This is a genomic window from Streptomyces sp. NPDC002004, from assembly GCF_053593975.1.
The window spans coordinates 22,285-29,292 of the sequence record NZ_JBSFDP010000054.1; the positions used below are offsets into that span (position 1 = coordinate 22,285).

The 7,008-nt window shown below is 70.8% G+C and carries 5 protein-coding genes; all 5 read left to right on the forward strand.

Translation table 11 applies throughout. The features are described from left to right. Positions 1–160 precede the first annotated feature (160 nt). Complete coding sequence (locus ACWCP6_RS35385; protein WP_450936752.1) at positions 161–1,606, forward strand: aldehyde dehydrogenase family protein; 1,446 nt, start codon at positions 161–163, stop codon at positions 1,604–1,606. A gap of 263 nt (positions 1,607–1,869) precedes the next feature. Next, on the forward strand, positions 1,870–3,807 hold the full coding sequence (locus ACWCP6_RS35390) for an acyl-CoA dehydrogenase family protein (protein ID WP_450936753.1): 1,938 nt from the start codon (positions 1,870–1,872) through the stop codon (positions 3,805–3,807). A gap of 98 nt (positions 3,808–3,905) precedes the next feature. After that, entirely contained in the window at positions 3,906–5,165 is a 1,260-nt protein-coding gene (gene dxr, locus ACWCP6_RS35395; protein WP_450936754.1) for a 1-deoxy-D-xylulose-5-phosphate reductoisomerase, read from the forward strand. After that, entirely contained in the window at positions 5,162–6,466 is a 1,305-nt protein-coding gene (locus ACWCP6_RS35400) for a M50 family metallopeptidase (protein WP_450936755.1), read from the forward strand. Before dxr ends, ACWCP6_RS35400 begins: the two co-directional genes overlap by 4 nt. A gap of 255 nt (positions 6,467–6,721) precedes the next feature. Then, a partial coding sequence (locus ACWCP6_RS35405) for a flavodoxin-dependent (E)-4-hydroxy-3-methylbut-2-enyl-diphosphate synthase (RefSeq protein WP_450769415.1) occupies positions 6,722–7,008 on the forward strand: 287 nt, incomplete at its 3' end.

Here is a 7,008-nt window from a genome sequence, read left to right on the forward strand (position 1 = left end):
AAAGCGGTGCGGGTCGCTCCGCGACTGCTACGGAGCGGACAAACGACCCCCGGCCGCCGCGCCCCTACCGTGGGAGTGACAAAGCTCGCGCACCGTGCCACGGACACGGAACGCGGGCGCCCAGGACAGACACCCAACCGCGGAAGGGCCGGGACTCGACATGACTTCCACCCACGCCTTCTGGCTCGCCGGCCGCCAGGCCACCGGCGAGGCCACCTTCGACGTCACCTCCCCCTGGGACGGACGACCGGTCGGCACCGTCAGCGTGCCCACCGAGGACCAGGTCGAGGAGGCCGTCGCCGCCGCGTACGCCGTGCGTGACGAGTTCGCCGCCACTCCCGCCCACGTCCGGGCCGCGGCCCTCGACCACGTGTCGAAGCGCCTCGTCGAGCGGACCGAGGAGATCGCCCAGCTGATCTCCGCCGAGAACGGCAAGCCGATCAAGTGGGCGCGCGGCGAGGTCGGCCGTGCCGTCTCCGTGTTCCGCTTCGCGGCCGAGGAGGCCCGCCGCTTCAACGGCGGCGAGGCCCAGCGCCTCGACACCGACGCGGGCGGCCAGGGCCGGCTGGCGTTCACCCGTCGCTTCCCGAAGGGCGTCGTCCTCGGCATCGCGCCGTTCAACTTCCCGCTGAACCTGTGCGCCCACAAGATCGCCCCGGCGATCGCGGCCGGCGCGCCGATCATCCTCAAGCCCGCCCCGGCGACCCCGCTGTCCGGCCTGATCCTCGGCGAGCTGCTCGCCGAGACGGACCTGCCCGCGGGCTCCTGGTCGGTCCTGACGGTCCCGAACGACCGCATGCCCGCCCTGGTGCAGGACGAGCGTCTGCCCGTCATCTCCTTCACCGGCTCCGACAAGGTCGGCTACGCCATCCAGGAGTCGGTGCCGCACAAGCACTGCACGCTTGAGCTCGGCGGCAACGGCGCGGCGGTCGTGCTCGCCGACTTCGCCACCGACGAGGACCTCGACTGGGCCGCGACCCGCATCGCGACCTTCTCGAACTACCAGGGCGGCCAGTCCTGCATCTCCGTGCAGCGGGTGATCGCCGACGCCACCGTGTACGACCGGCTGCTGCCGCGCATCGTGGCCGCCGTCGAGGCGCAGGGCACCGGTGACCCGTCCGACGACTCCACCGACGTCGGCCCGCTCGTCAGCGAGGACGCCGCCAAGCGCGTCGAGTCCTGGGTCGACGAGGCCGTGAACGGCGGGGCCAAGCTGCTGACCGGCGGCAAGCGGGACGGCGCCAGCTACGCGCCGACCGTGCTCGCCGACGTTCCGGCCGATGTCACCCTCGCCTGCGAGGAGGTCTTCGGACCGGTCCTCACCGTGCAGAAGGTGGACGGCGAGTCCGAGGCGTTCGCCACCGTCAACGACTCCAAGTTCGGCCTCCAGGCGGGTGTGTTCACGCGCGACCTGCAGACCGCGTTCCGTGCGCACCGGGCGCTCGAGGTCGGTGGCGTGGTCATCGGCGACGTGCCCTCGTACCGGGCCGACCAGATGCCGTACGGCGGCGTCAAGCAGTCCGGTGTGGGCCGTGAGGGCGTCCGCTTCGCCATGGACGACTACACCTACGAGCGCGTCCTCGTCCTCACCGGTATCGCCCTGTAAGGACACCACCCGGCGCCGAACGGCGCCCCGGGAACCCCGGCGGGCACCTGTCCTGCCCGCCGGTCCGACGGCCGGAGCCCACTGTGCGGGGGCTCCGGCCGTTCCGCTTCCGCCGCGCCCGGAGTCCGGGGCGGGGGACGAGAACCACGCGCCGTACCCCGAACGACCCCCGAGGGGTGGTGGCCGGGCCCGGAATCGGGTACGACCGAGTAGTACCGCTTGGTAACCCACTGACCGGAACGCCCCGGCGAGGTGAGTCGTTCATGACCGCATCCACCCCCAGGCCAACCGTCTCCGAGCGCGAAGCGCGCCAGGTGGCGGAGGCCGCCCGCGAGCAGGACTGGCGCAAGCCCAGCTTCGCCAAGGAGCTCTTCCTCGGCCGCTTCCGGCTGGACCTGATCCATCCGCACCCGCTCCCGGACGACGAGGCGGTGCAGCGCGGGGAGGAATTCCTCGCCAAACTCCGCGACTTCTGCGAGACCAAGGTCGACTCCGCCCGGATCGAGCGCGAGGCGCAGATCCCCGACGAGGTCATCAACGGCCTCAAGGAGCTCGGCGCGCTCGGAATGAAGATCGACACCAAGTACGGCGGCCTCGGCCTCACGCAGGTCTACTACAACAAGGCGCTGTCCCTCGCGGGCTCCGCGAACCCGGCGATCGGCGCGCTGCTCTCCGCCCACCAGTCGATCGGCGTCCCGCAGCCGCTGAAGATCTTCGGCACGCAGGAGCAGAAGGACGCCTTCCTGCCGCGCTGCGCCCGGACGGACATCTCGGCGTTCCTGCTCACCGAGCCCGATGTCGGGTCCGACCCGGCCAGGCTCGCCACCACCGCGGTGCCCGACGGCGAGGACTACGTCCTCGACGGCGTGAAGCTGTGGACGACCAACGGCGTCGTCGCCGACCTGCTGGTCGTCATGGCGCGCGTCCCCAAGTCCGAGGGCCACAAGGGCGGGATCACGGCCTTCGTCGTTGAGGCCGGGTCCGAGGGGATCACCGTCGAGAACCGCAATGCCTTCATGGGCCTGCGCGGCATCGAGAACGGCGTGACGCGTTTCCACCGCGTGCGGGTCCCCGCGGCGAACCGGATCGGCCCCGAGGGCGCGGGCCTGAAGATCGCGCTCACCACGCTCAACACCGGGCGGCTGTCCCTGCCCGCGATGTGCGTCGGTGCCGGCAAGTGGTGTCTGAAGATCGCCCGCGAGTGGTCGGGGGTGCGGGAGCAGTGGGGCAGGCCGATCGCCCGGCACGAGGCCGTGAGCTCGAAGATCTCGTTCATCGCGGCGACCACGTTCGCGCTGGAGGCGGTCGTCGACCTCTCCTCGCAGATGGCCGACGAGGACCGCAACGACATCCGTATCGAGGCCGCACTCGCCAAGCTCTACGGCTCCGAAATGGGCTGGCTGATGGCCGACGAACTGGTCCAGATCCGCGGCGGCCGCGGCTTCGAGACCGCCGCCTCGCTCGCCGCCCGCGGCGAACGCGCCGTGCCCGCCGAGCAGCTGCTGCGCGACCTGCGCATCAACCGCATCTTCGAGGGCTCGACGGAGATCATGCACCTGCTGATCGCGCGCGAGGCCGTGGACGCCCACCTGTCGGTCGCCGGCGACCTGATCGACCCGGAGAAGTCGATGTCCGACAAGGCGAAGGCGGGCGCCCACGCCACCGCCTTCTACGCCCGCTGGCTGCCGAAGCTGATCGCGGGACCGGGGCAGCTCCCGCGCTCGTATGCCGAGTTCCACCCGCACGGTCACGCGGACCTCTCCGGGCACCTGCGGTACGTGGAACGCGCGGCCCGCAGGCTCGCCCGCTCCACCTTCTACGGCATGTCCCGCTGGCAGGGCCGTATGGAGACCAAGCAGGGCTTCCTCGGCCGGATCGTCGACATCGGCGCCGAACTGTTCGCGATGAGCGCCGCCTGCGTACGGGCCGACATGCTGCGCAGGAACGGCGAGCACGGCCGCGAGGCCTACCAGCTCGCCGACACCTTCTGCCAGCAGGCCCGCATCCGCGCCGACGAACTCTTCGCCCGTCTGTGGACCAACACGGACAGCGACGACGGCAAGCTGGTCAAGGGCGTGCTCAGCGGTGCGTACACCTGGCTGGAGGACGGCATCGTCGACCCCAGCGGCGAGGGTCCCTGGATCGCCGATGCCACACCCGGCCCCTCCGCCCGCGACAACGTCCACCGCCCCGTCCGCTGAGCCCCGGAACCGGCCCGCGCACCCCGTCCGTCAACCGCGGGGCGCCCCGACCGGGGCGCCCTGTCCGGCCGGACAGGGGATCACGCAACAATAGGGGGATGAGCGACAGCCCATCCCCCCTCGCCGATCCCCACCTCGTCTTCGATCCCGTGGACGGACGGCGGGACATCGTCATCCTCGGCTCGACCGGGTCGATCGGCACGCAGGCCATCGACCTCGTCCTGCGCAACCCCGACCGCTTCCGGGTGACCGGACTGTCCGCCGCCGGCGGGCGGGTCGGGCTGCTCGCCGAGCAGGCGCACCGGCTGCGCGTGCGCACCGTCGCCGTCGCCCGCGAGGACGTCGTACCGGCACTGCGCGAGGCGCTGCGCGGACAGTACGGGGACGGGGAGCCGCTCCCGGAGATCCTGGCGGGACCCGACGCCGCGACCCAGCTCGCCGCATCCGAGTGCCACACCGTCCTCAACGGCATCACCGGCTCGATCGGGCTCGCGCCCACCCTCGCCGCCCTCGAAGCGGGCCGCACGCTCGCGCTCGCCAACAAGGAGTCGCTGATCGTCGGCGGCCCCCTCGTGAAGGCGCTCGCCAAGCCCGGGCAGATCATCCCGGTCGACTCCGAGCACGCCGCCCTCTTCCAGGCCCTCGCGGCGGGCACCCGGGCCGATGTCCGCAAGCTCGTCGTCACCGCCTCGGGAGGACCGTTCCGGGGCCGTACGAAGGCGCAGCTCGCGGACGTCACGCCCGAGGACGCCCTGGCCCACCCGACCTGGGCGATGGGGCCGGTGATCACCGTGAACTCCGCCACGCTCGTCAACAAGGGCCTCGAAGTGATCGAGGCGCACCTGCTGTACGACATCCCGTTCGACCGGATCGAGGTCGTCGTCCACCCGCAGTCGTACGTCCACTCGATGGTGGAGTTCACCGACGGGTCCACGCTCGCGCAGGCGACACCGCCCGACATGCGCGGCCCGATCGCCATCGGGCTCGGCTGGCCCGAGCGGGTGCCGGACGCCGCGCCCGCCTTCGACTGGACCAAGGCGTCGAGCTGGGAGTTCTTCCCGCTCGACACGGAGGCCTTCCCCTCCGTCGGCCTCGCCCGGCATGTGGGGGAGCTCGCGGGCACCGCCCCGGCGGTGTTCAATGCCGCCAACGAGGAGTGCGTCGACGCGTTCCTGAACGGCGCCCTGCCGTTCAACGGCATCATGGAGACTGTCACACGGGTGGTCGAGGAGCACGGAACACCCCGCACGGGAACTCCGCTGACGGTCGCGGACGTCCTCGAAGCGGAGACCTGGGCTCGCGCCCGGGCCCGTGAACTGACGGAACAGACGGCGCAGACCGCGGAGGCCCGTGCATGACGACACTGATGATGATCCTCGGCATAGTCGTGTTCGTGATCGGACTGCTGGTCTCGATCGCCTGGCACGAGCTGGGGCATCTGTCGACCGCGAAGCTCTTCGGCATCCGCGTTCCGCAGTACATGGTCGGCTTCGGGCCGACGATCTGGTCGCGCCGGAAGGGCGACACCGAGTACGGCATCAAGGCCGTTCCGCTGGGCGGCTACATCCGGATGATCGGCATGTTCCCGCCAGGGCCGGACGGCCGGATCGAGGCCCGCTCGACATCGCCGTTCCGCGGCATGATCGAGGACGCCCGGTCGGCCGCCTTCGAGGAACTCCAGCCGGGCGACGAGACACGGCTCTTCTACACGCGCAAGCCGTGGAAGCGGATCATCGTCATGTTCGCCGGCCCGTTCATGAACCTGATCCTCGCCGTGGCGATCTTCCTCGGCGTGATGATGACCTTCGGCGTGCAGACCCAGACCACCACGGTCGGCAAGGTCTCGGACTGCGTCGTCCAGGCCAGCAGGGACGGCGACTCCTGCCACAAGGGCGACCCGGTCGCGCCCGCCAAGGAGGCGGGGCTCAAGGCCGGGGACAAGATCATCGCCTTCGACGGCAGGCCGGTCGAGGACTGGGGCGCGCTGCAGTCCGACATCCGCGCCAACCCCGGCAAGGACGTCACCCTCACCGTCCAGCGGCACGGCAGGCCGGTGGAGCTCAAGACCCATCTGATCAGGAACAAGGTCAGCAAGATCGACGGCCAGGGCGGCTACGTCCAGGGCCAGTACCTCTACGCGGGCTGGCTCGGCTTCACCCCGGCCTCCGGCATCGTCCAGCAGTCCTTCGGCCAGTCCGTGCACCGCATGGGCGACATGATGGAGAACGGCGTCGAGTCGATCGTCTCGCTGCCGGGCAAGGTCCCCGCCCTGTGGGACGCCGCCTTCGGCAACGGCCCGCGCGAGCCGGACTCCCCGATGGGCGTGGTCGGCGCCGCCCGCGTCGGCGGCGAGGTCTTCACGCTGAACATCCCGCCGGAGAACCAGATCGCAATGATGCTGTTCCTCGTCGCGGGCTTCAACCTCTCGCTGTTCCTGTTCAACATGCTGCCGCTGCTCCCGCTCGACGGCGGCCACATCGCGGGCGCCGTCTGGGAGTCCCTGCGCCGCAACACGGCGAAGGTCCTCAAGCGGCCCGACCCGGGCCCGTTCGACGTCGCCAAGCTCATGCCCGTCGCCTACGTGGTGGCCGGGATCTTCATCTGCTTCACGATCCTGGTGCTGATCGCCGACGTCGTGAACCCGGTGCGGATCTCCTGACCGGAGCCTGAACAGGTCCCGGTCACATTCCGGCCGAGCCCGGTTGCGCTGCCGATCACGGCATCGTCACGGAGGCCGGGCAGGGTGACCTTCCGCGGAGGCCGGTCCTCCCGGAAGGAAGGCCATGCCCGGCCGCCTCCCATCGGGTGGCACACCAGGACGCCGTGTGCTCCGGCCCCTGCGGGTGCCGTAACCTCGAAGGCCGGAGCCCGCTGATTACGGGACCTTGATCCATACCTTGGGGTTGCACAGCAGATGACTGCGATTTCTCTCGGCATGCCGTCCGTTCCGACCAAGCTCGCCGAGCGTCGGAAGAGCCGGCAGATCCAGGTCGGATCCGTCGCCGTGGGCGGAGACGCACCCGTCTCGGTGCAGTCGATGACCACGACGCGCACGTCGGACATCGGAGCCACGCTCCAGCAGATCGCCGAGCTGACCGCGTCCGGCTGCCAGATCGTCCGGGTGGCCTGCCCCACCCAGGACGACGCGGACGCGCTGGCCACCATCGCCCGCAAGTCGCAGATCCCGGTGATCGCGGACAT

What these genes read in the sequence shown, in the direction of transcription:
- ACWCP6_RS35390 (WP_450936753.1), top strand. Translation starts at nt 1,870, where the DNA reads ATGACCGCATCCACCCCCAGGCCAACCGTCTCCGAGCGCGAAGCGCGC.
- ACWCP6_RS35400 (WP_450936755.1), top strand. Translation starts at nt 5,162, where the DNA reads ATGACGACACTGATGATGATCCTCGGCATAGTCGTGTTCGTGATCGGA.
- dxr (WP_450936754.1), top strand. Translation starts at nt 3,906, where the DNA reads ATGAGCGACAGCCCATCCCCCCTCGCCGATCCCCACCTCGTCTTCGAT.
- ACWCP6_RS35385 (WP_450936752.1), top strand. Translation starts at nt 161, where the DNA reads ATGACTTCCACCCACGCCTTCTGGCTCGCCGGCCGCCAGGCCACCGGC.